20 protein-coding genes are annotated in these 22227 nt (G+C 69.0%); 13 read left to right on the top strand and 7 right to left on the bottom strand.

Annotation, left to right across the window (positions count from 1 at the left end):
- Positions 1 to 32: 32 nt before the first annotated feature.
- The gene (locus ACIHAO_RS30335; protein ID WP_396563541.1) at positions 33 to 2342 is read right to left on the bottom strand and encodes a PQQ-dependent sugar dehydrogenase; all 2310 of its coding nucleotides are present in this window, start codon (positions 2340 to 2342) and stop codon (positions 33 to 35) included.
- Positions 2343 to 2641: 299 nt separating this feature from the next.
- Between ACIHAO_RS30335 and ACIHAO_RS30330 the strand changes: the two genes are divergently transcribed.
- The 5 genes from ACIHAO_RS30330 (at position 2642) to ACIHAO_RS30310 (ending at position 9495) form a co-directional block, all read left to right on the top strand.
- On the top strand, positions 2642 to 3085 hold the full coding sequence (locus tag ACIHAO_RS30330; protein WP_396563539.1) for a hypothetical protein: 444 nt from the start codon (positions 2642 to 2644) through the stop codon (positions 3083 to 3085).
- A gap of 1 nt (position 3086) precedes the next feature.
- Positions 3087 to 4022, top strand: a complete 936-nt coding sequence (locus tag ACIHAO_RS30325) for a hypothetical protein (protein ID WP_396563537.1) — start codon at positions 3087 to 3089, stop codon at positions 4020 to 4022.
- A complete protein-coding gene (locus tag ACIHAO_RS30320) occupies positions 4019 to 7642 on the top strand; it encodes an AAA family ATPase (RefSeq protein WP_396563535.1) in 3624 nt (1207 codons plus the stop codon). Before ACIHAO_RS30325 ends, ACIHAO_RS30320 begins: the two co-directional genes overlap by 4 nt.
- A gap of 66 nt (positions 7643 to 7708) precedes the next feature.
- Positions 7709 to 8836, top strand: coding sequence for a sensor histidine kinase (locus tag ACIHAO_RS30315; protein WP_396563533.1), 1128 nt, complete (start codon positions 7709 to 7711; stop codon positions 8834 to 8836).
- Entirely contained in the window at positions 8833 to 9495 is a 663-nt protein-coding gene (locus tag ACIHAO_RS30310) for a response regulator (RefSeq protein WP_396563531.1), read from the top strand. The genes ACIHAO_RS30315 and ACIHAO_RS30310 overlap by 4 nt, the downstream gene beginning before the upstream one ends.
- A 6-nt stretch (positions 9496 to 9501) precedes the next feature.
- On the opposite strand, the gene ACIHAO_RS30305 is transcribed toward ACIHAO_RS30310, so the two are convergent.
- Positions 9502 to 10380 (bottom strand): alpha/beta fold hydrolase, encoded by an 879-nt coding sequence (locus ACIHAO_RS30305; protein WP_396563529.1) that lies wholly within the window; start codon positions 10378 to 10380, stop codon positions 9502 to 9504.
- Positions 10381 to 10582: 202 nt separating this feature from the next.
- On the opposite strand from ACIHAO_RS30305, the gene ACIHAO_RS30300 reads away from it, so the two are divergent.
- Positions 10583 to 11836 (top strand): DUF222 domain-containing protein, encoded by a 1254-nt coding sequence (locus ACIHAO_RS30300; protein WP_396563527.1) that lies wholly within the window; start codon positions 10583 to 10585, stop codon positions 11834 to 11836.
- A 337-nt stretch (positions 11837 to 12173) separates the two neighbouring features.
- On the opposite strand, the gene ACIHAO_RS30295 is transcribed toward ACIHAO_RS30300, so the two are convergent.
- The gene (locus tag ACIHAO_RS30295) at positions 12174 to 12809 is read right to left on the bottom strand and encodes a TetR/AcrR family transcriptional regulator (RefSeq protein WP_396563525.1); all 636 of its coding nucleotides are present in this window, start codon (positions 12807 to 12809) and stop codon (positions 12174 to 12176) included.
- A 96-nt stretch (positions 12810 to 12905) separates the two neighbouring features.
- Here ACIHAO_RS30295 and ACIHAO_RS30290 point away from each other — a divergent pair, with 96 nt between their 5' ends.
- The gene (locus tag ACIHAO_RS30290; protein ID WP_396563523.1) at positions 12906 to 13733 is read left to right on the top strand and encodes an MFS transporter; all 828 of its coding nucleotides are present in this window, start codon (positions 12906 to 12908) and stop codon (positions 13731 to 13733) included.
- A 97-nt stretch (positions 13734 to 13830) separates the two neighbouring features.
- Here the strand turns inward: ACIHAO_RS30290 and ACIHAO_RS30285 are convergent, their stop codons facing one another.
- Positions 13831 to 14277 (bottom strand): PPOX class F420-dependent oxidoreductase, encoded by a 447-nt coding sequence (locus ACIHAO_RS30285; RefSeq protein ID WP_396563521.1) that lies wholly within the window; start codon positions 14275 to 14277, stop codon positions 13831 to 13833.
- Between the two features lie 187 nt (positions 14278 to 14464).
- Between ACIHAO_RS30285 and ACIHAO_RS30280 the strand changes: the two genes are divergently transcribed.
- Positions 14465 to 15247, top strand: coding sequence for an endonuclease I family protein (locus tag ACIHAO_RS30280; protein ID WP_125781371.1), 783 nt, complete (start codon positions 14465 to 14467; stop codon positions 15245 to 15247).
- 130 nt (positions 15248 to 15377) lie between these two features.
- The gene (locus ACIHAO_RS30275; RefSeq protein ID WP_125794605.1) at positions 15378 to 15710 is read left to right on the top strand and encodes a hypothetical protein; all 333 of its coding nucleotides are present in this window, start codon (positions 15378 to 15380) and stop codon (positions 15708 to 15710) included.
- Positions 15711 to 15717: 7 nt separating this feature from the next.
- On the opposite strand, the gene ACIHAO_RS30270 is transcribed toward ACIHAO_RS30275, so the two are convergent.
- Entirely contained in the window at positions 15718 to 16452 is a 735-nt protein-coding gene (locus ACIHAO_RS30270; RefSeq protein WP_396563518.1) for a GNAT family N-acetyltransferase, read from the bottom strand.
- Between the two features lie 42 nt (positions 16453 to 16494).
- Between ACIHAO_RS30270 and ACIHAO_RS30265 the strand changes: the two genes are divergently transcribed.
- The gene (locus ACIHAO_RS30265; protein WP_396563516.1) at positions 16495 to 18255 is read left to right on the top strand and encodes a hypothetical protein; all 1761 of its coding nucleotides are present in this window, start codon (positions 16495 to 16497) and stop codon (positions 18253 to 18255) included.
- A gap of 3 nt (positions 18256 to 18258) precedes the next feature.
- Here ACIHAO_RS30265 and ACIHAO_RS30260 read toward each other — a convergent pair whose 3' ends face one another.
- Complete coding sequence (locus ACIHAO_RS30260) at positions 18259 to 19101, bottom strand: glycoside hydrolase family 9 protein (RefSeq protein WP_396563656.1); 843 nt, start codon at positions 19099 to 19101, stop codon at positions 18259 to 18261.
- 56 nt (positions 19102 to 19157) lie between these two features.
- Here ACIHAO_RS30260 and ACIHAO_RS30255 point away from each other — a divergent pair, with 56 nt between their 5' ends.
- Positions 19158 to 19976, top strand: coding sequence for a carbohydrate ABC transporter permease (locus ACIHAO_RS30255; RefSeq protein WP_396563514.1), 819 nt, complete (start codon positions 19158 to 19160; stop codon positions 19974 to 19976).
- Positions 19977 to 20028: 52 nt separating this feature from the next.
- On the top strand, positions 20029 to 21027 hold the full coding sequence (locus ACIHAO_RS30250) for an endo-1,4-beta-xylanase (protein WP_396563512.1): 999 nt from the start codon (positions 20029 to 20031) through the stop codon (positions 21025 to 21027).
- Here ACIHAO_RS30250 and bluB read toward each other — a convergent pair.
- Entirely contained in the window at positions 21017 to 21673 is a 657-nt protein-coding gene (gene bluB, locus ACIHAO_RS30245; protein WP_396563510.1) for a 5,6-dimethylbenzimidazole synthase, read from the bottom strand. The two genes, ACIHAO_RS30250 and bluB, sit on opposite strands and share 11 nt — an antisense overlap.
- Positions 21674 to 21801: 128 nt before the next feature.
- Here bluB and ACIHAO_RS30240 point away from each other — a divergent pair, with 128 nt between their 5' ends.
- Positions 21802 to 22101, top strand: coding sequence for a BTAD domain-containing putative transcriptional regulator (locus ACIHAO_RS30240; protein ID WP_396563508.1), 300 nt, complete (start codon positions 21802 to 21804; stop codon positions 22099 to 22101).
- Positions 22102 to 22227 lie beyond the last annotated feature (126 nt).

Raw genomic sequence — 22227 nt, 5'->3', positions numbered from 1 at the left:
CGAGAAGCGACCGGGACACGGAGGGCGACGGATCAGCAGGGCTGCAACAGCCAGCAGAGCCGGTAGTTCGCCTGGTACGACGTGGACGTGCCCGGCGCGATGATGTTCTGCGTCCGCGCGCCGCCGTGCGCCCAGCCGGTGTAGGCGTACTTCAGGTTGAGCGGTGGCAGTTTCTGCGGGCTGTCCGCGCTGATCGAGTTGGTGGATCCGGCGATCACCGTCCGGGAGAACGGCGTCCGCTGCTGCGTGCCGCCGACGGTGAGCGTCGCTTGGCTGGGATTGGAGGTGAAGCTCAGCGACACCGTCTTCGGCTGCAGGTCGATGGTCTTCGTGCCGGTGCGGCCGCCCGAGTCGGTCGCCGTGAGGGTCAGTTGCAGATACGACGGGTAGTCGTGGTCCGGTGCGACGAACGAGCCGGACGCGACGCCGGGGAAGTCCTGGACGTTGTGCGTATGGCAGGTGCCGTTGGTCGCGCAGTGCCGGATCGCGAGCCGCCAGGACAGCGCCGACGCCGGGAGCTGGCCGTCCTGGGCGTCGACGGCGCGCCCGGAGAACGACACGGTCTGCCCGACGGACCAGGTCAGCGTGCCTGCCGGACTGTCGATGACCGGCACCGGATCGAGGCCCTGCGGGTTCCCGACGGTGACCCGCACGGTCGTGGTCGCGGCGGCGCCGTGGGAGTCCGTGACCCGGAGTCCTGCGTCAACGGTGGCGGACGCGGTGTAGGTCCAGGTGGGGGTGGCGGCCGACGAGTCGTCGTACGCGCCGTCGGCGTCGAGGTCCCAGGCGTAGGACAGCGTGTCCCCGGCGTCCGGGTCGGTGGAAGCCGTGCCGTCGAACTGGACGGTCAGTGGGGCGGGCCCGCTCGCCGGGGTCGCCGTGGCCACCGCGGAAGGCGGCCGGTTGGTGCCGCCGGGATGGCTCACGCGACGGAGTTCGCCGCTGCCCAGCGCGACGTAGAACAGGTCGCCGCCCGGTCCGGTGAGTACCTGCACCGGCGTGTTGACACCGGTCACGAACGGCACGAGACGGCTCGCGTCCGGCTGGCCGTTCACGGCCTGCATGGCCCAGATGCAGCCGCGGGAGGAGTCGGAGAAGAACAACGCGCCGGAGTACTCGGCGGGGTAGTTGCTCCCGGACTCGAAGGCGATCCCGCTGATCGAAGAGCCGCCGGTGGGACACGGGTCGCTCGCCACCACCTTGGCACGGTGGTTGTAGGCGTAATACGGCGTGGCGTGCCCACCGGAGGTGTAAAGGGACTCGCACCGGTCGAGGTTCGCGCCGTCATAACCGGCCTGCCTGGCTCCACCCTCGAAACAGGGCCAGCCGAAGTTCTCCGCCACACCGTCGCCGACGTCGGCGACGCGGTTGATCTCCTCCCAGGTGTCCCAGCCGACGTCGCCCGCCCAGAGCTCACGGGTACCCGGCCGGAACCCGAACCGGAACTGGTTCCGCGCACCGTAGGCGATCACCCGCCGGGCGTTGGCGTCGGTGCTGTTCGCGAAGGGGTTGCCGGACACGCCTTCGCCCGTGTCGGGATCGATGCGCAGCAACGTGCCGTTGAGCAGGACCGGCTGCCCGGCGGGGCGTCGCGGCGACTGCGAACGCAATGCGCCGCCCTCGGCCACGGGCGGCGTCAGGTTCGTCCCGGCAGGCGAGGGCGGATCGGCACAAGGGTTCCCGACCTGGCCGTAGTCGGCGAAGGTGAAGCTGGCGCCGTCGCCGCCGCCCGCGTACAGGGCGCCGTCCGGCCCGAAGGCGAGAGCACCGACGGAGTGGCTGGGGAACTGCTGGCACCAGCCCGTGACCAGCGGCTTCTCGCTGACGGCCGTGCCTGCCGAGCCCATGGTCAGCTGGGAGACGCGGCCGGTGACGACGCAACCCTTGTCGGTCGCGCCCGGCGGGGTCGGGCAGGCGTCACCCCACCGCGGCGCGGTACCGCCGGGCTCCGCGTCGAAGGTGTAGGAGACGTAGACGTACGGCCTCGCGGGAAAAGCGGGGTCGACGGCCAGTCCGAGCAGGCCGCGGTCCCAGAAATCCTGTGTCTGGGGACGGAGATCGGCGAAAATCGTCGCCGTCGTGTCGGCGAGCGAATCGAAGACCTTGACCAGGCCGCTCTTCTCCGCGACGAACACCCGGCCGTCCGGCGCGAACGCGGTGGCGGTCGGCGAGCTGAGCCCGCCGATCGCCACCGTGTCGGTGAAACCGGCGGGCACGGCGGCTTCGGCGGGCGCCACGGTGACGAGCCCGACGGCGAGCGCGCCGATCAGCGGGCCGACCACGCCCACCGCCAGCGCGCGTCGTGATCTTCGGGGGAACAAGGAACGGCGAGAACTCAACACGCGAAACTCCTCCTGCGCAGGGACCGAACAGAACGCGGCAGCTGTCCGGTATGGCGTGCCGGGACCCGAATTTGTTACGTCGATGACAGAAATGCGCACAAGTCGCTAAAGCCGAACCAGACGGGCGGTTACCACCCGGGTCTCATGTGGCGAAGTTGGAAAATGAATCACCGCGTTCGACGGCGTATTTGTCATTCGGATTTCCTTTCGAGGACGTATTCGCCTGTCGGTTCCGTTCTTCTTGATATGCGTAGGCTGAATGGCGTATGTGATACGCGTCGATGTTTCGGGAGGGTGTCATGGACGCGGTGTCCGCGGCGGCGATCACGTCGTTCTTGATCAGTTATGGGCGGCATTTGGCCGGTGTCGCGGGAGCGGTGGTCGACGAAGGGGTCACGCAAGGACTTCGATCCTTGTGGGAAAAGGTGCGCGGCAGGTTCTCGTCCGACCCGCAGGCGTCAGGAGCGTTGGAACGTCTTGCGGAGCAGCCGGAAAATCGGCGTCGCCAGGCCGCAGTCGAAGATCATCTCGATGAGCTCATGGCTGCCGACGGCGACTTCGCGGCCGCGCTTTCGGAACTGGTCGAGCGGCTGAAAACGACCGGCGATCCCACCATTCAGGTGCGCGACGCCGGTGCGCTGGCCATCGGCGGAAATGTGTCCATCAAAGGCACCCGCCAGGTCGCGGGGCGCGACATCACCATCTCCGGTCCGTCCACCGGCGGGCCCGCTTCGGAGAAATGACATGACGATCACGAGCAAGGCCGGGAGTTTCGCGGCCGGACTCCTCCTGGTCGCGGCGCTGACGTCGTGCGGCCGCGATCAGGCCGACAAGGGTCCCGATTCGCCACCGGTTCCGGAAATTTCCACCGGTCTCCCGTCGGCCGGGCCGTCGTCAGGGGCGAGCACGGCACCCGGCGGCTCGACGTCGTCCGCGACGGGAAAGCCCGGTGGGACGGCGGCGCCGTCACAGAATCCGCCCCGGCCAGGAACCGGGCAGGGGCCCGCCAAGACGTCGTCGGTACCCGGAGCCCCGGCGAACCCGTGCGGGACGCCGCCCGCCGGTCGCACGCAGGACGGGCGGGCCCACCAGCGGATCGTCTTCCCCGCCCTCGGCACTCACCAGTGGCCGGACGCCGAAGTGACCATGCGAGCCTGCGCCACTTCGGGCCTTCCCGTCGCGTACCAGCTCCAGAACGGTGGCCGCGGCGACGGCTGCTGGACGTCCGCCCTCACCAACGGCACCGTCCGCGCCTCCGTGGTGCCGCTGACCTGTGAGGTCACCGCCACGCAAGCCGGGAACGCCGCTTTCGCGCCTGCTCAACCCGTCGTCGTCACCTGGACGGTGAACAAGCTGGCGGTCAAGATCGGCTGGCTCGGTTCGGCGGACACGCTGGTCTATTCGCCGTCCAATCCCGTCGTGACACTGCAGGCGCGGGTGACGGCCATGCACCCTCTCCCGAGGTTGGTGATCTACGCGGACGCGAACGGCGCGTGCACCCTCGTCCAGGTGCCGAGGAACATCGGGGGGACCGGCGGTGCGGCGATCACCTTCGACGTGCGGGTCGCTCTGACGGACCCAGGCGGGCAAGGCGGTTCCTGTGACCTCCGGGTGACCGTCGACTCGAACCACATCGCCAACGGCAGTCACGACGACCGCCACTACGTCGTCAGGAGATGAGCCAGGAGGACGAGACCGATGCGGCGAAGACGCTGTCGGTCGAAAACGCCGGTCCGGTCGTCCAGCACGGCGATCTGGAGCTGACCGGCGGCCTCGTCGCGGGCCGGGACCTCACCGTGCACGGTCCGGTCAACGTCCTCGCCGACGACGGCGCCCCGTTCGGCGACCAGGTCACGCGGCCGGGACGGGCCGCGGATCTCTGTCCTTATCCCGGGCTGGACGCTTTCGGTGCCGGGCTGGCCGAGTTCTTCCACGGCAGGGAAAGAGATGTCGACGCCGTACTCGCGTTGCTCCGCCGGACGCCGCTGGTGGCCGTGGTCGGCTCGTCCGGCAGCGGCAAGTCCTCGCTGCTGTCGGCGGGGGTGCTTCCCGCCCTCGCCGGCGGCGCGGTCGCCGGATCGGCCCGGTGGACCGCGGTGCCGGTCCGGCCCGGTACGCAGCCGATCGAGCAGCTCGCGGCCGTTCTGGCGAGGCTCGCGGGCTCTCGCGCCCCGGAGATCTCGGCGGCTCTTCGGGAGAATCCGGCCCGCTTCGCCGAATTCGACGCCCAGCTCCGGGGCGCCACCGGCGGGCCGGTGATCTGGGTGATCGACCAACTGGAGGAGGTGTTCGACCCGGCGGTGGATCCCGGCGATCGCGCCGCGTTCCTCGCCGCGATCGCCTGCTCGCGTTCGTCCACCGAGACCAGGGTCCTCGTCGCGTTGCGGTCGGATTTCTATCCGCACCTCGACCAGGAACCCGAGCTGGCGGCGGCGGTCTCGGCGGCCCAGCACCGGGTGCTGCCGATGGGACCGCAAGCGATCCGCGACGTGATCGAGAAACCGGCGGACCAGGTCGGATTGCGCGTGGAGCCCGCGTTGACCGACCGGATGCTGGCCGACACCGACGCCGCCGAAAACGCGTTGCCGTTGCTGTCGTACGCGTTGGCGCAGACGTGGCGACGGCGGCGCAACGGCTGGCTGACACTCGCCGAATACGCGAAGGCGGGAGCTCTCGACGGCGCGATCGACCACGCCGCCGAACGCGTGTGGGAGTCGTTGGACGACCGGCAGCGGGCCACGGCCCGGCGGATGATGCTGCGGCTGTCCCATCTCGGCGAGAACGCCGTCGCGGTGCGTCGCCGAGCCCGGCTCGAGGAACTGGTGACCGACGCCGACGACGAGTCCGCCGTCCGCGCGGTCACCGATCGGCTCGCCGCCGCCCGGATCCTCACGATCGATTCGGACGCGGCGACCGGCGCCCCGATCGTCGACATCACCCACGAAGCGGTGCTCCGCGCGTGGACCCGGCTACGGAACTGGCTGACCGAGGACAGGGAGACGAAACGCGCGCAGGACGACCTCGGCAGTGGCGCGGCGGCCTGGGAGCGGCACGGCGCCGACCCCGGCTATCTGCTGCGGGGTGCGCGGCTCACCGCCATCGAGGTCGCGCGCCGATCCGGCGGTTTGACGGTGAACGATGTCGAGCGGCGGTTCCTGGCGCTGAGCGGCCGCGTCGAGCATCGGCAGCGATGGCGGTCTCGGCTGCTCGGTCTCCTGGCCGCGGCGCTGGCCGTCGCGGTGACCATCACGCTCGTCGTCGTGCACCAGCAACGCCGCATCAGCCGCGAAAAGACCGTCGCGGACGCCGTGTCGCTCGCCGCCCGGTCGCGTTCGGTGGGCGGGCAGGAACGAGACCTCGGGGCCCTGCTGGCCGTCGCGGGGGCGCGGACCGACGACAACGCCGTCACCCGCGCGGCCGTCATGGACGTGGTCTCGGCGCGCGGCGGCCCGCTCGCTTATCTCCTCCCGGCCGGACAACGCGCCACGACCGTGGCGGCCAGGTTCACCCGCGACGGAGCCGCGATCGTCGGCGCCGCCGACGGCTCCGTCTGCGCTCTTTCACCGGCGGACGGCCGCCGGATCGGCCCTTGTTTCACCGGCCATCGCGCCAACATCAGCGCCGTCACGGCGAACGGCGACCTCGTCGCGGCCGCGGACGCCACCGGTCTGGTGACCGTTCACCGGTCAGGTGTCGCGGCGCCGGTCCGCGATCCGATCATGGCGACCTCCGCCGTGGTCGGCGTCGTCCTCGCCCGCGACCACCTGTTCGCGGCCACCCGATTCGGTGCCGTCGAGCGCTGGAGTCTGACCGGCCGGACGACCCCGCTGCCGCCGCTGGCACGGAGTTCCGACGTGGTGGCGCTCGCCGTCGCCGACCAGGCCGACCAGGTCGTCGCCCTCACGACCGCGGGGGAACTCAAGCGCTGGCGGCTCGCCGACGGTGCCGAACTGCCCGGCCTCGCCGAACCGGGAACCGTGTCGACCGGCACGACCATGCGGCTGGACGTCGTCGGTGGCAGGCGGGTGGTGACGGCGGACGAGAACCGGATCGGGGTCTTCGACCTCCGCGCCGAGCACCCTCCCTTGTGGACGGACGCGCCGGGCGGGACCGCGGTCGCCGCTTCCGGCGACGGCGAAACGGTGTTCGTCGGGGCGGATACCGGCAGGATCACCTCGTGGCGCCTCACCCCGGAACCGCTGGCCGTCGAGCCGGCTCATGCGGGTCTCAACGCGGCTGTCGTCGCGCTCGGCAGCGGAGGTGACTTCCTGGTCGGAACGGATCGCGACGGCCGGGTGATCTCGTGGGACCTCACCGGCAAGCGGTCGCCCGCGGGTGTCCCGCTCGCCGAGGCGGCGGGCCCGATCCAGGCCGTAGCCAGGAATCCCGGCGGCGCCATCGTGTCAGGAGGCGCGGACGGTGTGGTCCGGTTGACCCGGGGTGAGTCCACTGTGGACGTTCACGCTTTCGAGGGCTCGGTCGCCGGTCTCGCTTGGAAGGCGACAGGAGCGATCACGGTGGGAACCGACCGCGGAACCCTGTTCGAATTGGACCCGGCCACCGGGGCGACGCGGGCACTGGCGGAGCGGCCGGGTACCGCGGTCACCGGTCTCGCCGCCGACGGGCGGGGGAGTCCGGTCGCCGGCTTCAGCGACGGCCAAGTGCTCTTTCCCGATTCGCCCGGTGTTTCCTTCACCGCGGCCAAAGGTGCCGTGACGGCGATCGCGCTGAGCACGGACGGCGACTCGGTCGCCGTCGCTTCCGGCGACGGCGTCTCCGCCCCGCCGCAGATCTCCTTCGCCACGAAGAGCGGGGAGTTCCGGGACATCCGGACGATCACCGGGCACGCCCTGCCGGTCACGAGTCTCGCGTTCGGTCCCGATGGGCGATCCCTCGCCAGCGGCAGCGACGACAGGACCATCACCATCTGGACCTTGGCCGACGGCACGAGGAAAAGCACCCTTCGCGGGCACACCGACATGGTCCTGGCACTGGCCTATTCACCGGACGGCGCGACGTTGGCCTCCGGAAGCCAGGACGGGACGCTCCGCTTGTGGGACGTCGCCACCGGCCTCCAGATCGGGCGTCCACTCGAGTCCGGGGCCGGCTACGTCTGGTCGCTCACGGCCTCGGCCGATGGCGCGAGCCTCGTGGCCGCCCACGGATCGACGGTCGTCGAGTGGCCGCTGAGCAGGGGAGCGTGGCTGGACCGCGCCTGCCGGCTGGCCGGTCGAGTCCTGACCGACGACGAGCGGAATCGCTACCTGCCGGGGGAGACGTCTCTACGCCCCTGTGCGTGACCAGCCGGTCTGCCGCGGGTGGAGCGGCCTGTGGACGATTCACCCGTTCGGAATAAGCTCTGCCTCGTGGGCAACCTTCGGCGGGTCTCGGAGCTGTGGCGGCGGCGGTGTGGCCCGGTCTGCTATCTCCCGGTCGCTTTGGCACTCTTCGTCGGCTCGCTGCTCCCCGCGTTGCACAGCCACGGCACGCAGTTCGGCGGGATGCCGAACCGTCCGTACGACGTCGTGGCCGTCGTGGGAGTCGCCCTCCAGTGCGTTCCGCTCGTCGTGTGCCGCCGGTGGCCGGTCACCTGTTTCGCCCTGGTGTCGCTGGGGTTCGCCATCGATCAGTTCGGGGGTTATCACTCGTTCGCGGGCACCGCGCTGCCGATCGCCCTGCTGACCGTGGGGCTCCGGCTGGAACGTCACCGCCGCGTGGTGGCGATCGTGTTTTCCGCCGCGTACGCCGGAGCGGCGGTCGCGTTCACGCTGCTCGGGGGAACGGAGTCACTGACCGGCTATGTGACCTTCTATCTCGCGCTGGTGCTGGCGTGGGGGTTCGGGACCTGGCTGCGGTCCGACCGGGGCGCGGAGGCGGAACGACGCCGCCGCGTCGCCGAGGAGACGAGGGCGGCCGAACGAGCGCGCATCGCCGCCGAACTCCACGACGTCGTGACCCATCACGTCACGGCGATGGTCGTGCAGGCCGAAGCGGCCCGGTACCTCACCGACGCGCGGCTCGAGCAGAGCCTGACCGCCGTCGCCGACACCGGACGGCTGGCCATCGCCGATCTGCGTCACCTGCTCGACGTGATCGACCCCGGCCACGGGGCCGAAGCGATCCCGACGCTGGTGGAGCGCACACGCTTGGCGGGACAACCGGTGGAGTACACGGAGAAGGGCGAGCCCGCGGCGCCGGCCGGAGACGCCGGTCCCGTCGCCTACCGCGTCGTCCAGGAGGCGTTGACCAACGCGCTGAAACACGCCCGCGGCAGCCGTACTTCGGTGCGGGTGCACCACGGCGACGGGGAGATCACCGTGGCCGTCGACACGGACGAGTCCGGTGCGCACGCGGGGTCGCCGGACGGCGGCGGACGAGGACTCGCCGGGCTGCGCGAACGGATCGACGGCTTGGACGGCGATTTCAGCGCAGGGCGCGGAAGAGACGGCGGGTTCTCCGTCCGTGCCCGCATCCCGGCGAGAACTCCGTCGTGACCGCGCCGACCCGGGTCCTGGTCTGCGACGACCAGATGCTGGTCCGCACCGGACTGGTGACGATCATCGACGCGCAGCCCGATCTCGAGGTGGCTGGCGAATGCGGGGACGGACGGGCCGCCGTCGAACTCGCCGCCCGCCTGCGTCCGGACGTCGTGGTGATGGACGTGCGCATGCCGGTGCTCGACGGTATCGAAGCCACTCGTCTGCTCGCGGGCGCCGGTGTGACCGAACCCGGCAAGGTGCTGGTGGTGACCACGTTCAATCTCGACGAGTACGTCTACCGCGCGCTGCGCGCCGGTGCGAGCGGGTTCCTGCTCAAGGACACCCCGCCCGACCGGCTGCTGCACGGGATCCGCACCGTGGCCGCTGGCGCGGCCCTGCTGGATCCCGAGGTGACACGTCAGCTGGTGGGCCGCTACGCCGCCCGGATCCGGCCCGCGGAGAACGAGAATCCGGGCGACAGCCCGCTGACTCCACGGGAACTGGAAGTGCTCCGCCTCATCGCGGACGGTCTCTCCAACAGTGAGATCGCCGCGACCCTCATGATCAGCCAGGAGACCGTCAAGACGTTCGTGTCGCGCATGCTCGCCAAACTCGGTCTACGCGACCGGGTCCAGGCGGTCATCTACGCCTTCCGTCACGGCCTGGTCACCTGAACTGTCCTAAGAGGACTTCGCGGCTTCGTCGGTGACGCGCTGAATCGCGCGGACGGCGAGGTCCGGCTGGTCGACGTAGATGTAGTGCTCACTGTTCGCCGCGGTGCTCAGATTGCCGCGGCTGGACAGCGCGAGCCATTTGCGCTGGCCCTCGGACCACGCCTGCTCCAGGGCGGCACCGTACTCGGGGACGGCCGCGAGATACGGCTTGCCGTGCTGGATCACCTCGACCGGGATGGTCCCGGCCGGGCGGACCTCGCCGTCGGGGACCACCAGCTTCTCCGGACCCTGCCCCGCGATCACCGCCAAGGTCTGGTCCCGCAGTTCGGCCGCCATACCGGTGGCCGACCGCGGGATGTGCTGCCGCAGATCGGCGGTCTGGGTCGGGGACGTGGCGTCCATCAGCACCAGACCCTTGACCCGGTCCTGATGGTCGGGGGCGTACCTGCCGGCGATCAACCCGCCGAGTGAATGCCCGGCCAGCACGACCGGCTTACCGCCGGCGACCCGGTCGATCACCCCGGTCAGGATCTTCCCGGTGCTCTCGAAACTCTGCGGCCCGTCAGGCTGGTCGCTGGCGCCCGCGCCGAGCCGGTCGTAGGAGCAGACCTGACCCTGCGCGGCCAACGTGTTCTGGAGCCCCGCCAGCTTCCCGACGTCGTCGCCTCCGCCGTGCAGCAAAACGACGACCGGCCGCCCCTCGACCGGCTCACCCGTACACGACACGTTCACCGAACGCTCGCCGACCTTGATCTTCTGGATTCCGGTGAACGCGACTCGGTCTTCTGCGAACGAATCCGATTCCGTGGCTTCGTCGCAAGCCGAAAGCGCGACACCGGCCACGGCACAGCACAGCGCGATCAGAGCGGATGCCTTACGGGACATGATGAACTCCTGGTACAGGGGGACGATTCACGGCAACGCTACGGATCTCGCGGCCGCGAATCGTCACCATGCGGAGGACAGCTGCGCGTAGCTCTCACGGGGGACAAGGCGGCTCGAATCACCCTTCAGTGTTGTTAGTTCGATTTCCTTGTTGCTTGAAATTACGAACGCATGTTCGATTGTTTTGGGGTATTGTTGTGGGGTGTCCGAGACTTTCCTTCCCGAGTTGCCGCAGGAACTGTGGCGCGCCGGCAAGTTGGAGCTTGCCCATGGTGTGCAGCAGTCCTTGCAGGTGATCAGGATGGCGACCGCCGGTTTGGGTCAGTACTTGGCGGAAGTCGAGTCTCGGGGCGTCAAGGACTTGTACGGGTATGGCCGTACGGCGAGCTGGTTCGGCGATGTAGCGGGGCTATCAGTCGGTGAGGCTTGCGCGGTGGTGAACCGGGCTATCGCCCTGAATCCCACCCGGGCTTTGGATGGCACGGAGGTTCCTCCTGCCGCGCCCGCTACTGCCGCTGTGGCTGCGGAGGGGCTGGTCGGGGATGAGCGGATCGATCAGATTTTGGAGTTTTTGAAGAAGCTTCCCGCTGATACCTCTGTTGAGGATCGGGCCGGTGCGGAGAAGATCCTCGCCACCCTCGCCCGCGATGCCGGGCCCCGGCAGCTCGCCGACGCCGAGCAGAACTTACTCGCGTTGCTGGATCCCGACGGGAATGAACCGAAGGATCCCGAACCCGCTCAGCCGCGCCGGGAGATCACCCTGGAGCGCCGCAAAGACGGCTTCTGGAAGCTGACCGGTCTCCTCGATGACGAGACGGGTGCTCGTACCGCGGCGGCTCTGGAGGCGTATGCGGCGCCGCGGCCGGTGGATGAGTTCGGCCAGGCCGATCTGCGGATGAAGTGCGAGCGCATGGGTGATGCGTGGGTCGACATCCTGGACCTCGCCGTCGCCTGCCCGGACCAGCCCGGTACCAGCGGGTATCGCACTCTGCTGCATGTCACGATCGGGCTCGACGAGTTGAAGTCCGGCCTCGGGACCGCCTGCCTCGACTATGTCGGGACCATGACCGCCCGCGAAGCTCGGCTCGCCGCCTGCGACTGCCTCATGCTCCCGGTCGTGATGAGCGCCGCTGGTGAGCCCCTCGATGTGGGGCGGTTGCGGCGGTTCGTCACTCCCGGCCAGCGACGTGCGTTGAATATCCGGGATGGGGGTTGCGCGTTCCCTGGGTGTCATCGGCGGCCGAAGAACTGTCACGCTCACCATATTCGTCACTGGGCAGACGGCGGCCCTACGGATCTCCGGAATCTCGTGCTGCTGTGCGGTTTCCACCATCGGCTGATCCATCATGGTGATTGGGAAGTTCGGATGGCGGGCGAGGGGTTACCGGAGTTCATCCCGCCCCAATACCGGGATCCGCTTCGACAACCCCGCCGCAACACCCTCCACCACCGCTGAACCCCGAGGAGCCCGCCAGCCACACCGGCGACGGGCCCCTCGTCATGCCCGCAGCACAGACAAGCCCCTGCAAGGCAACGCCTAGGTGTACTGACCCTGTGCGCCTGGCGCGGTGTGTCGTGGACGAGGATCGGCCGTCACGGCGGGCCGCGGAACGATTCCAGGTCGCGGTGTCCACAGCGAAACGCCGGTCGGTCGCTACCGCAAAGATGCCCGGCCCGGATCGCCCCGGCACGTCGCGAAAGCCACTTTCGCGACGCCAGGCGTCCCGAAAGTGGCTTTCGCGACCCTGTCGCGGAGGGGGACGTGCCCCGCCGCAATGTCCGTCCATTGTGGATCAGGTATAGGCGCGCAGGAACACGTCCACGCCGTCGTCGAGGACCGCGAGGATCTCCGACTTGCCGACCGTGCCTGCCAGGTCGTCGTTCATCACGTCGAGGGCCAGGCGCATCGTCAGTGCGACGAAGTGCTGCATGGCGCGCCGCGGGTCGGTCAGCCGGAGCCTGCCGTCCGCCGCGAATTTCGCGAACCGTTCCTCCATCATCCGTTCGGGCTGGTCGCGTGCCGCTTCCGGCAGCCGCGGCGCCACGGGGGCCTGCGAACTCAGCCGCCGGAACGTCGCGTAGTCCGAGGTGGGGAACATTCCCGTCGTCACCCGCCGCGCGAAGCCGAGCAGGGCGGCGCGGAGGTCCCTGTCGTCGGTGAGTTCTTCGTCGATCGCCTTGCGCACGGTCGCGACCACGGCGTCGTTGGCGCGGCCGAGGACGCTGCGGAAGAGGGTCTGCTTGTCGCCGAAGTGGTCGTAGACGGTGCGTTTGGACACCCCGGCCCGCGCCGAGATCGCGTCGACGCTCGTGAGTTCGTATCCGTCCGACACGAACAACGCCTCGGCCGCGTCGAGGATGGCCGCCTGCTTGGCCTCGGCCTGCAGTCGCCTGCCCGGTGTCCGTGCGGTCGCTCTCGGGGTCGCCATGTTCTCATCGTATTCTCAGTCGCAGAAAACTGCACCGTGTAGTGTGTGTTTGCGGCGGGTCCGCCGCCTTCCTTCATCCCGCACAAGGAGTCCTTTATGCAGGAGAGCAGGATCGGCAATCCCGGCGCGGGACCGCAGACGAGAGGGAACAGGCGGCTCATCGGCCTCGTGGCGGTCCTGGTCCTGGTCAACTTCATGGTCGACACGGCCATCACGGCGCCGCTGCTCGTCCTTCCGGAAATGCTCGACCACTTCGGCACCGATCAGACGGCGTGGCTCAACGCGAGCGCGATGCTGGCGGGCGTGATGTGGGCGCCGCTGCTCGGCAAGAGCGCCGACGTGCACGGCAAACGCAAGGTGCTCGTACTGACTTTGCTGCTCAGTTGCGCCGGCGCGCTCATCTGCGCGGCCCGGATCGCGACAGTCAGTCAGCACCGTTACGCGCAGCACCCCTCCCGCGACACCAAAGGTCCCCCGCTCTCTTTCCGCAGGTCAGCACGCCCGGCGATATATACAGGACACGGTCTAGCGCCGTGTCGTCGACAACGTGGGTGTCGGCGACACCGAGTCGCGTTCGACGGAAAAGACGGCGAGGAAATAGTTCGCCTGGGCGCAGTTGACGTTCTCCCCGCCGGTGAGTTCCGCGGTGAGCTTGTCGCGCTCGACGGTCAGTTCGGCGCCGTCCTCAGCGCAGCCCGGCAGGACGAAGGCGAAACCGCGCCGGTCGGCGGGCGGGGCGAACGACAAAGCCCCGCGAACTTCGTCCGGGTTCGTGAACTTGGCGCGTTCCAGGGTTTGCTGGAACTCCTGGGCAGCGGCCGTTCCGAGTTCCACTGGCCGGAGGCCCGCCAACCGAGTGCGCGAGCCGTCGAGTCCCGCGAATGCCTCCAGCTCCGCCGTACCCTTGCCGATGCCACATCCTGACATCAGCAGCAGAAGGCACGCTGCGATCCATCTCATGCGCCGAGGACGTAGCGGGCCGCCCCGCCGGTTGCACCGCTTGGACAGCGAACCGAGACGGTCAGGCCTGTGTGCCTGGCTCGAGCCTTCCCGGCCGGAAGGGCTCGACACCGACGACGTGGCGAGCGCGGGTCGGCTCGACGAGCACTTTGACCCGCCGTTCGCCCGGGATCCGCCATTCGAACCGGTCGGTTCCGACGTACTTCTTCGCCAGCTGGTCCATGCAGTGATCCGCCTCGTCGCCTTCGACGAACTCGACGGCCCGGCCGTGGATCACGACGCGGTCGTAGGGGTTGTCCGTGTCCAGGCAGGACAGCGACACGCGAGGGTCGCGGCGCAGGTTCTCTTCCTTCACCCTGCCGACGGCGGTGTTGAACACGATGTGGTCGCCTTCGAGGTCGATCCACATGGCGGACACCTGGGGTGAGCCGTCCCCGTTCACCGTGGCCAGGTGCCAGAACTTCGGTGCCGCGATCCAGCCGCGGATCTGCTCGTCCAGCCCAGTCACGCGGCCCTCCAGTGAGTCCGGATCAGGACGACGATTGTCGCGCGGGCGACCGTGGTTGTCGACCGGCGGAGTGGTGGCTATTGACACCCATGACAGTATTTTTCCAACTAGACGACTAGTGCGTTGCCGGGGTTGTGGCTGAGCAGACGACGATCCGGGTCGGCGCCTCTGGGGAGAGGACCTGTCCATGCAGCCAACCCGTCGTATCTCTCTCGTTCTCGCACTCGGCGCCGCGGCGGGGATCGCGTTCGCGTCGCCGACCATGGCGGGGCCGTCCACCGCCGCGGACGACTACTACCAGGACGCGCTGGGCAAGACCGGGCCCGAGCTCAAGGCGGCACTGCACGGCATCATCAGCACCAACACGAAATTGACGTACGAACAGGTGTGGGACGGGATCAGGGCCACCGACGAGGACCCGGCCAACCCGGCGAACGTCGTCCTGCTCTACAGCGGCCGCTCGCAGGCGAAGACCGCCAACGGCGGCGAAGTCGACGACTGGAACCGCGAGCATGTCTGGGCCAAGTCGCACGGAGACTTCGGCACGGCCGTCGGACCCGGTACCGATCTGCACCACCTGCGCGCGGAGGACGTGTCGGTCAACAGCACCCGCGGGAACAAGGACTTCGACGCCGGTGGCTCGCCGGTCGGCGAGGCGCCCGGGAGTTCGACCGACGACGACTCGTTCGAGCCGCGGGACGCGGTCAAGGGCGATGTGGCCCGCATGATCCTGTACATGGCCGTCCGCTACGACGGCACCGACGGTTTCGCCGACCTCGAACCCAACGACGCCGTCGACAACGGCTCCAAACCCAACATCGGCCGTCTCTCGGTCCTGCTGACCTGGAACACCCAGGACCCGCCCGACGCCGCCGAGCAGCGCCGCAACCAGGTCATCTACGACCGGTTCCAGCACAACCGCAACCCGTTCATCGACCACCCGGAATGGGCCGCCTCCATCTACGGATAGTTTTTATCGCCCCAAAAGGCAGTTTCCCTGGTCCCTTAGACGATCCCTTCGAACGCGTCGAATATGTGCCGAGGGCAATATCGTCCTTTCTTGTCTCATTCGGCCATATTCGCCGCACGGAGGGAAGAACATGCGAAAGAGCATTCGGAGGATCGGGGGCGCGGTCGCCGCGACGGCGGTGGCGGGCGGCGTCATGGTCGCGGCCGCCGCGCCCGCCCAGGCCAGCTTCGTCACGCCGGTGTACGGGATGACCTGCGACACCGGCTACGACTCGAGCTATCGGGCCTGGGGAGTCTGCTGGGCGCCCATTCCGGCGAAGTGGAAGCTGCGGGTGGACTGTACGTTCGGTGGAACATACGACACGATTTGGCACTACCCGCCGCAGAACGAGTGGTACCGGATCGACCACCACGTCAGCTGCAACATCGGCGTCAACTCGGTCCACGTCGTCGAGGGGACCTGATCGGCGGTCAGCGGGTGAGCTTCCGGTGGAAGCACACCCGGTCCTGGCCGGGGCCGTCGTAGTCGCTGTGCACGGGGAGGCCGTCGGCCACTCGGTCGCCGGTTTCGAGTGTGAACCCCATGGCCCGGTGAAAGGCGATGGACCCGGTGTTGCCCGGCGAGGTGACCGCGCGGACTTCCGTGCGGCCCGCCTCGGCGGCGCGCCGGAAGAAAGTCGTATACAGGCCGCGGGCCGTTCCCTGGCCGCGAAGGTCCGGATCCACTCCCACGAAATGGATGTACGCCTCGGTGGCATTGTCCGGCGCGTGGAAGCCGACGAGGAATGCCCTGATTCCTGCTTCGTCCTCCAGTACCAGGCTCGTGCTGGAGAAGAATTGCAGGAAGAGTTTGGGAAGCAGAAGTGAAAGCTCGCGAGCCTGCGCGGGAGTGCGCGAATCGCCCCACCATTCCTGTACGCATTCGACGATCGCGCCGTGGTCGGAGACGTGGGCTCGGCGGGGCTCGGGCATAGCGGTCCCTTCTCGGAGGCCAAGGCGGTGATTTTCCGCCAGTACCGTGAGTAACCTAATGCGCACGCGTGCATTCATGTCATGGTGCTGGAGTGAGAGAACGTTTTCCCGTGCTGTAGAATCCTGGTCCTGGGTGATGATCATCGGCTCGACGTTGTGTCGGCGGATCATCTGTTGAGGACACTGGGGTTTCTCGGGCAATCCGTGCTGGATGAGCTGGACGCTGCGGTCCATGGCTCCGTTGCCGTATTCCCGGACAAAGCAGGGGAGTAACACGTGGGTAGCGTTCAATTGACCGATCCGCCTTCGGTGGCGGGTCCGGACCGCGACGGGGACAGACCGAGAGGCGATGGCCGGGCGCCCACGCGCCGGGGGGTCCTGGGAGCCGCCCTCTCGGTCATCGTCGGCACGGTGCTGATCGCCGTCCACGCGAGCTTCTACGGCAACTGGATGATCGATGACGCGGCCATCACGTTCGCCTACTCCCGGAACCTCGCCGACGGCTTCGGGCCGGTGCTCCAGCCGGGCGTGGAGCCCGTCGAGGGCTTCTCGAACCCGGTGTGGATGGCGCTGCTGGCCCTCGGCAAGCTGCTCGGCCTGTTCGACCACGGCACGATCTTCGGCGTCCCCGATTACGTCCTGTTCCCCAAGGGACTGGCGCTGCTCTGCTGCATGGCCGTCCTGGCACTGGTGTACGTCGGGGCGAAGCGCCTGACACCCAGGCCCGCCTTGGTCACCCTGATCGCCGGGACGGCGCTCGCGGTCAATCCCTCGTTCGTCATCTGGTGCTTCTCCGGTCTGGAGAACTCGGTCTACGCGCTCATGGTCACCGCTCTCGCCGTGGTCATCCTGTGCGGCGTCGACTCCGGCACGCTACTGACCGCGAAGATCGCCATGTCGGCCGGCGCGCTCGCCGCCCTCGCCGGGCTGAGCCGTCCGGACGGCGTCATCTACGCGGCCGCGTTCCCGATCGTGGTCGCGCTGTTCACCCGCCGCGGCGGCGTGCCTCCCGCCATCCGGGCGGTGCTGCTGTCCGCCGCCGGGTTCGTCGTCCCCTTCGGCGGCTACCTGCTGTTCCGCTGGATCGAGTACGGCCGCCTGCTGCCCAACACGGCGATCGCCAAGGCGCAGCCGCTCCCGGCCATCACGGACATCGCCAAGGCGGGGACGGTCCTCCAGTACGCGGGCTGGCTGCTGGTCGCGGTCGCGATCGGCTGCCTCGCGCTGGTGATGCAGAAGCCGTCCAAACTCCGCGCTGGCGTCGTCGCTCTCCTGGTCCCGTTCGCGTTGTCGGTGATCGCCTTCTGCGTCCTCCAGGCCGACTGGATGGGGCAGCTTCGGTTCGCGACCCCGATCTGGGCGCTGGGCGCGCTCGGCGGCGCGATCGTGATCGTCGAGACCCTGCGGAACGCGCGTATCCGAGGCCGGATCCTGCTGACGGTCACGCTCGTCGTCGCGACGGCGTCGTCGATCAGCGGGTTCCACACCCAGGGCAAGAGCTACCGGGCCGTCCCGAAGACGCCGTTCTGCAGCGTGGTCGAGCGCGACGCCAGGGTCACCAACGGCGTGGCGGACCTCCTCAAGCTGCCCGGCTCGGCGAAGATCGGCGTGATCGACCTCGGCGGGATGGCGCTGGTCAGCAGGCTCCAGGTGGTCGACCTCGCCGGTCTCGCCGACCGTGTCATCGCCGACTACCTCAGCACCGCCGATTTCGCCGGAGAGCGCCGCTACGTCTTCGACGAACTCCGGCCGGAGCTGATCTCGTTCATCGGCACCTGGGACACCACGCTCGGCTTCGCCCAGGACGAACGGTTCGGGCAGGAGTACGAGGTGCTCTACCGCAGCCCTCGTGACCCGTCCGCGTTCGGTGACGTCGGGGTGTGGGTGCGCAAGGACCTCGTGCGCGACCCCGCGGTTCTCGCCGCGGCACAGCGCTACGTCACCACCGAGACCCAGAAGGTGGTCGCGGCCAACTCGGTCGCGCATCTGCGGTCCTGCGGGGACACGCTCCGTCCCGGCCAGGCACCCCGGCCCTGACGCTCACCCCGGCCACTGGGGCGCGCACCGCCCGCCGCCGACCGCGAACTCCGCCGGCGACCGGTGCGCGCCCGTGCTGTCCGCGGTGAAGCCGATCGACACCGACGCGCCCGGGGCGATCCGGGCGTTCCACGGCGCGTTGCCCGCCCGGACGGCCGCACCGGTCTGACTCCACGCGGCGTTCCATCCCTGCGTGATCAGCTCCTCGCCGTCGAACTCGAACGTCAGGGCCCAGCCGTCCCACGCGGTCGTGCCGGTGTTCTTCACGGTGAGCGACCCGGTCAGGCCCGTCTGCCAGGTCGAGGCCGTGTACGTCACCTGGCAGCTCGCCGAGGTCGGTGGCGGGGCGGAATGCTCGGCGACCCAGTTCGACAGCCACGCGAACGCCGAGTTCCAGTTGACCGTGACCTCGTTGAGCGAGTACGCCTCGATGTGGTCGACCCAGCACCGTTGCGGCGCGCAACCGGGCAGCACCCGCTGCGCGACCGGATCCTGCAACGCGCTGTTGGGCCCGCCGGAGAGGACGCCGGGCGGCGCTGTCGGCAGCGCCGGGGCCAGCTGGTTCGCCCAGTGCCGGTGGTGCACGTTGCGCACCGGCCGATCGCCCCACCCGGAGACATACGAGAAGCCGACCGGATTACGGCCCAGCAGGTAGTCCATCGTGGCGAAGGCGCCGTCCCGGTACTTCGCCGCGCGGGTGAGGTCGTGGGCGAGGCCCAGCACCATGCCGTTGTTGGCGACCAGGCCGTTCGATCCCCACTCGTACCCGCCGTCGCCGGTCCGGTACGTCGCCGGATGCCCGGCGGACGCCATGGTCGCGAGGTGGGCGTCCGCGGTCGTGACGATCGCGGACCGGATCGCCGCCGTGACACGGACGGCGCGCTGACCAGGATGGTGGACTGATGCGCCGCGCCGCGACGCCGATCGGCTACGTCGCCGCGATCGCCGTCCTCGGAATCACCGTGGTGCCGCTGCTGTTCGTGGTGCTGGGCGGATTCCGCACCACCGCGCAGATCAACGCCTCGCCCGCCGGCCTGCCCGGACCGTGGGTGTGGGAGAACTACGCGGCGATCCTCGGCTCGTCGTCGTTCTGGACGTTCCTGGGGAACAGCGCGCTGATCGCGGTGATCGCCACGGCGCTGACCGTGGCCTTGGGGTCGATGGCCGCGTATGCCTTGTCCCGCTACACCTTCAAGGGCCGCGAGGGTTTCTACACCCTGTTCACGCTCGGCCTGCTGTTCCCGCTCGGCGTGGCGACCTTGCCGCTGTACCTGTGGTTGCGTCAGCTGGGGATGCTGGAGAGCTTCTGGGGTGTGGCGATCCCGGAAGCGGCGTTCTCGCTCCCGGTCACCATCGTGATCCTGCGGCCGTTCATGCGGGCGATCCCCGGTGAGATCGAGGACGCCGCCGTCCTCGACGGCGCGAGCAGGCTCGGTTTCTTCTGGCGGATCCTGCTGCCGCTGTCGGCGCCCGCGCTGACCACCGTCGCCGTGCTCGCGTTCGTGACCAGCTGGAACTTTTATCTGTTGCCGCTGCTGGTGTTCAACGACTCCGCGAACTTCACGCTGGCGCTCGGCGTCGCGACGTTCCAATCCCAGTACTCCCAGGACACCGCGCGTGTGCTCGCGTTCACCGCGCTGTCGATGATCCCCGCGCTCGCGTTCTTCGTGCTCGCCGAACGGCGCATCGTCGGCGGGCTGACCGGATCGGTGAAGGGCTGACTTCAAGCCCGCTCGGAAGGTTTCGCGTTCGACCGGAACAGGAGTGATGACAATGAAAGCGTTCTCGGCAACGGTGGCAGTGCTGGCGGGAGTGGCACTTTCGCAGGCGCCTCCGGCGTCGGCGGCCGGCCCGTTGAAGGACATCACGAATCGCTACGTCGGCAGCGCCGTCGCGGCGAACCACCTGGCGAACGAAGCGGACTACCGCTCCGTGCTCACCCGCGAATTCGACAACGTCACCCCGGAGAACGAGATGAAGTGGGGGGTGGTCGAGGCGAACCGCGGTCAGTACGACTGGTCGGGCGCGGACGCGATCGTCGACTACGCCCAGCGGAACGGCAAATCCGTCCGCGGGCACACGCTCGTCTGGCACAGTCAGCTGCCCGGCTGGGTGCACAACCTCGCCGCCGGCGAACTGCGGTCGGTGACGCAACGGCACATAGCCACCGAAATGGGCCGCTACCGGGGAAAGATCCGCGCTTGGGACGTCGTGAACGAGATGTTCGACGACGACGGCACCCGCCGTTCCTCGGTGTTCCAGCAGAAACTGGGCGACGGCTACGTCGCGGACGCGTTCCGGTGGGCACGAGCGGCGGATCCGTCGGCCAAGCTGTACATCAACGACTACAACACCGAAGGCCTCAACGCGAAGAGCGATGCCCTGTACAACCTGGTCCGGACGCTGAAGCAGCAAGGCGTGCCGATCGACGGCGTCGGTTTCCAGGCGCACCTCGCGACGCAGTACGGCTTCCCCGGCGGTTTTCAGGCGAACCTCGCCCGCTTCGCCGCGCTGGGCGTCGACGTCGCCATCACCGAGGCCGACGTCCGCATCCCGATGCCCGCCGACTCCACGAAGCTGAACACCCAAGCGAGCTACTTCAAGCAACTCTGGGACGGTTGCCACGCCGTCGCGCGCTGCGTGGAGTTCACGACCTGGGGCTTCACCGATCGCCACTCGTGGGTGCCGGACACGTTCCCCGGACAGGGCGCGGCCTGCCTGTTCGACGCGAACCTGCGGCCGAAGCCGGCGTACGGCCGGATCAACCCCTGAGCTCGGCGTTCGCGTACCGCTCGTAGTGGAGCACGGCGCTGAGCGGGAGACGTTCCCGCCAGCCGTGCCGCTCCAGATCGGGAACCGACGGCAGGTCGCGCACCGGGCCGACGCACAACCACGCCACCGGACGGATGTTCTCCGGCAGGCCGACGAGTTCGCGCAGGAACTCTTCCCGGTAGAAGCTGACCCAGCCGAGTCCGAGCCCCTCGGCGGTCGCGGCCAGCCAGAGGTTTTGGATGGCCAGGCACACCGAGTACAGGCCGGCGTCGGCGATGGCGTGCCTGCCCAGCACCGCGGGCGCCCCGCGTGACGGGTCGTAGCCGACCACGATGCCGGCGGAAGCCTCCACGATGCCCTCGATCTTGATCCGCGCGAAGGTACGGGCACGCTCGGCGTCGAGCTGGCCCGCGAACACCTCCCGCTCGGTTCGCACGTGCTCCCGGAACTTCTCGCGAGCGTCCATATCGGACACGACGATGAAGTCCCACGGTTGGGACAGGCCGACACTCGGTGCCGCGTGAGCCGCGCTCAACACGCGATGCAGCACGTCGTCCGGAATCGGGGCCCCGGTGAACTCGGCCCTGGTGTCCCGCCGTTGGAAGATCGTCTCGTACAGCAAGCGCTCGCCCGTGTCCCGTGTCATGGGCTAGATGGTGCCTCGCCGGATCGGGACCCCGCCGGCCAGGGCGCCGGGGCGGGCCAAGGTGGACAAACCGCCCTCGGGCGGGTGCGCCAGACTGGTGCCCGCTGGCTGACAGAGGGGCGGACGCGGTGGAGCTCCAGGTGCTGGGGCCGGGGCGTGCTCGCGGAGCCGGACCGGTTGTCGTTCAGCGCGGCGGGCTATCGGCTGGGGTACTGCCGGGAGAGCTGGACTCGGAGCGGTTCGCGTCGCTGGTCGAGGAGGCACGAGCGATCGCGGACGAGGAACCGCAGCGGGCGGTCGAGTTGCTGCGCGAAGCGCTGAGCCTGTGGCACGCCGATCCGTTCCGCGACGTGGACGTCCGGACGGACTGGGTCGCCAGGGGAGTCCGGCGCGCTCTTGACTGTCCACAAGGGACGCTAGTCAGCTGATAATGTCCGTTGTGAGTACTTTTCGTAGGGGTGGGGGGGGGGGTTTTGGGGGGAGTAGGCCCTAGGGACAGCGCAGACACCCCCCAACACCCGCAAGATAACCCAAACCACCTAATGACACACCAA

The sequence above is a fragment of the Amycolatopsis sp. NPDC052450 genome, assembly GCF_044547565.1.
In the GTDB taxonomy this organism is placed as follows: Bacteria; Actinomycetota; Actinomycetes; order Mycobacteriales; family Pseudonocardiaceae; genus Amycolatopsis.
The sequence above is the reverse complement of the archived record's forward strand: the minus strand, read 5'-3'. Positions and strand labels throughout refer to the sequence as shown.

What these genes read in the sequence shown, in the direction of transcription:
- ACIHAO_RS30280 (WP_125781371.1), top strand. Translation starts at nt 14,465, where the DNA reads ATGCAGCCAACCCGTCGTATCTCTCTCGTTCTCGCACTCGGCGCCGCG.
- ACIHAO_RS30275 (WP_125794605.1), top strand. Translation starts at nt 15,378, where the DNA reads ATGCGAAAGAGCATTCGGAGGATCGGGGGCGCGGTCGCCGCGACGGCG.
- ACIHAO_RS30250 (WP_396563512.1), top strand. Translation starts at nt 20,029, where the DNA reads ATGAAAGCGTTCTCGGCAACGGTGGCAGTGCTGGCGGGAGTGGCACTT.
- ACIHAO_RS30290 (WP_396563523.1), top strand. Translation starts at nt 12,906, where the DNA reads ATGCAGGAGAGCAGGATCGGCAATCCCGGCGCGGGACCGCAGACGAGA.
- bluB (WP_396563510.1), bottom strand. Translation starts at nt 21,673, where the DNA reads ATGACACGGGACACGGGCGAGCGCTTGCTGTACGAGACGATCTTCCAA.
- ACIHAO_RS30325 (WP_396563537.1), top strand. Translation starts at nt 3,087, where the DNA reads ATGACGATCACGAGCAAGGCCGGGAGTTTCGCGGCCGGACTCCTCCTG.
- ACIHAO_RS30270 (WP_396563518.1), bottom strand. Translation starts at nt 16,452, where the DNA reads ATGGACCGCAGCGTCCAGCTCATCCAGCACGGATTGCCCGAGAAACCC.
- ACIHAO_RS30320 (WP_396563535.1), top strand. Translation starts at nt 4,019, where the DNA reads ATGAGCCAGGAGGACGAGACCGATGCGGCGAAGACGCTGTCGGTCGAA.
- ACIHAO_RS30255 (WP_396563514.1), top strand. Translation starts at nt 19,158, where the DNA reads ATGCGCCGCGCCGCGACGCCGATCGGCTACGTCGCCGCGATCGCCGTC.
- ACIHAO_RS30295 (WP_396563525.1), bottom strand. Translation starts at nt 12,809, where the DNA reads ATGGCGACCCCGAGAGCGACCGCACGGACACCGGGCAGGCGACTGCAG.
- ACIHAO_RS30305 (WP_396563529.1), bottom strand. Translation starts at nt 10,380, where the DNA reads ATGTCCCGTAAGGCATCCGCTCTGATCGCGCTGTGCTGTGCCGTGGCC.
- ACIHAO_RS30330 (WP_396563539.1), top strand. Translation starts at nt 2,642, where the DNA reads ATGGACGCGGTGTCCGCGGCGGCGATCACGTCGTTCTTGATCAGTTAT.